Source organism: Microbacterium sp. CPCC 204701, assembly GCF_004010105.1.
In the GTDB taxonomy this organism is placed as follows: domain Bacteria; phylum Actinomycetota; class Actinomycetes; order Actinomycetales; family Microbacteriaceae; genus Microbacterium.
The window spans coordinates 1-2,542 of record NZ_RRYE01000407.1; the positions used below are offsets into that span (position 1 = coordinate 1).

Annotated in this window: 2 protein-coding genes; one reads left to right on the plus strand and one right to left on the minus strand. The window is 70.8% G+C overall.

From position 1 onward, the window contains the following. Nucleotides 1–677, minus strand: a 677-nt coding sequence (locus tag EIO58_RS16060; RefSeq protein WP_127820336.1) for a purine-nucleoside phosphorylase, incomplete at its 3' end; no start/stop codon positions are given. A gap of 143 nt (nt 678–820) precedes the next feature. Between EIO58_RS16060 and EIO58_RS16065 the strand changes: the two genes are divergently transcribed. Further along, nucleotides 821–2,269: an NAD(P)H-quinone dehydrogenase gene (locus EIO58_RS16065; RefSeq protein ID WP_446723938.1), complete on the plus strand. Its 1,449-nt coding sequence runs from the start codon at nt 821–823 to the stop codon at nt 2,267–2,269. The last annotated feature ends 273 nt before the right edge of the window (nt 2,270–2,542 follow it).

Sequence of the window (2,542 nt, forward strand, 5' to 3'; positions counted from 1 at the left end):
CGCGCCGCGATCGCCTCGAGCGCGGTCGACATGCCGACGATGTGGCCCCCGATCGTCTTGGCCATGTGCACTTCGGCGGGGGTCTCGTACTGGGGTCCGCGGAACTGGCAGTACACGCCTTCGTCCAGTGACGGATCGATGGTGCGCGCCAGATCGCGCAGGCGCATCGAGTACAGGTCGGTCAGATCGATGAAGGTCGCGCCTTCGAGCGGCGATGCTCCGGTGAGGTTGATGTGGTCGCTGATGAGCACCGGCTGACCCGGCTTCCAGGTGCGCTTGATGCCGCCCGCGCCGTTGGTCAGCACCATCGTGCGTGCACCGGCCGCCGCGGCGGTGCGCACGCTGTGGACCACGCGACGCACCCCGTGGCCCTCGTAGAAGTGCGTGCGGGCGCCGATGACGAGCACGCGGCGGCCCTTGGGTGTCACGACGCTGCGGAGGGTGCCGACGTGCCCGGCCAGCGCGGGGGCGCTGAAGCCGGTGACCTCGGTGGCCGGGAACGATGCCGTGGTCTCGCCGAGGATCTCGCCGGCCCTGCCCCAGCCGCTGCCGAGGGTCAGGGCGATGTCGTGGCGGTCGACGCCCGTGATGCGGGTGATGTCCTCGGCCGCGGCAGCAGCGACCTCGAACGGGTCGGCGGCGGGGTCGTCGAGCGGGTTGCCGGTCGTGTCTGACATGCGGATCACTCTAGGAGCGCGGGGGCGCGAGAGCCAGTGGGCGCGTGCCCGGGGGTGTCGCACCCCGCGCGGCGCCCGGCCGGCGTGGGCCCGAGCCGTGCGTGTGTCGTGGCCGAGGCATCCGGCAGGGGAGAATGGAACCCATGTCGATCAGCTTCGAGCGCACGCAGACCGTCGCCATCATCGGAGGCGGACCCGGAGGCTACGAGGCGGCACTGGCCGGCGCGCAGCTCGGGGCGGAGGTCACCGTCGTGGAGCGGGCGGGGATCGGCGGCTCCGCGGTCATCACCGACGTCGTGCCGTCGAAGTCGCTGATCGCGACCGCCGACGCCGCCGTGGCGATCGCCGGTGCCGGCGACCTCGGCGTGCAGCTGTTCGCGAAGGGCAAGGACGGCAGGCCCCTCAAGCCCGAGATCGCGATCAACCTCAGCGCCGTCAACAAGCGTCTCCTGACGCTCGCCCGACAGCAGTCCGACGACATGCGGGCGTCGCTCGTCGAAGCCGGCGTCCGCATCATCTCAGGTCACGGGCGGCTCGAGGGCGATAACGCGGTCGTGGTCTCGACCGGCCCCGGCGGCACCGACTTCGACCGGATCGAGGCCGACACGCTCGTGGTGTCGACGGGATCGTCGCCGCGGGAGCTGCCGACCGCCAGGCCCGACGGCGAGCGCATCCTCACGTGGACGCAGCTGTACAACATGTCCGCGCTGCCCGAGCACCTCATCGTGGTGGGGTCGGGCGTGACGGGTGCCGAGTTCGCCGGCGCCTATATGAACCTCGGCGCGAAGGTCACGCTCGTGTCGAGCCGCGACCAGGTGCTTCCCGGGGAAGACAAGGATGCCGCGGCCGTGCTCGAGCGCGTGTTCAAGCGCGGCGGCATGACGGTGCTGTCGAAGTCGCGCGCCGAGCGGGTCGAGCACACCGGTGACGCGGTCGTCGTGACGCTGTCGGACGGCCGCATCGTCGAGGGGAGCCACTGCCTCATGGCGGTCGGCTCGATCCCCAACACCGCAGGCATCGGCCTCGAAGAGGCGGGTGTTCAGATGACCGAGTCCGGCCACATCCAGGTGAACCGTGTCGCGCGCACGTCGGTGCCGAACATCTACGCCGCAGGAGACTGCACGACGTTCGTGCCGCTCGCCTCGGTCGCCTCGATGCAGGGACGCACCGCGGTGTTCCATGCGCTCGGCGATGTCGTCATCCCGCTCGAGCGCCGCCGCATCGCGTCGAACATCTTCACTGCGCCCGAGATCGCCACGATCGGATGGCAGGAGAAGGACATCGAGGACGGCCTCATCAACGGCGTCGTGCACAAGCTGCCGCTCGCGGCGAACCCGCGCGCGAAGATGATGGGCGTCAAGGACGGCTTCGTCAAGCTCATCGCCCGCGAGGGTAGCGGCACGGTCGTCGGCGGCGTCGTCGTGGCTCCGCGCGCGTCGGAACTCGTCTACCCGATCGCGATCGCCGTCGAGCGGCGTCTCACCGTCGACCAGGTGTCGCGCGTGTTCGCGGTGTACCCGTCGCTGTCGGGCAGCATCACCGACGCCGCACGGGCGATGCACGTCGTCGACCACAACGTCTATGGCGGCTGACGCCGGCGTTTCACGGATCCGGAAATCGGAGAATCCACCTTTCTCCGGGGCATCGAGTGCGTTCCGCTCCGGAAAACCTCGCGAAAGTCCGAACTCCGGATCGGTGCGGGGGTGACGGATGCCGCGCCGCGCGGCATCCGTCTACCCGAGGCCGCGGTTGGCCGCCCACAGCTCCGCGGCGCGGTCGGCCGCGGCCTCGACGAGGGCGCGAAGCTCGGGCCGGTCGGGCATCGCGAACGAGACGTAGGCACCGCGCCCGCCCGCCACGGGGCG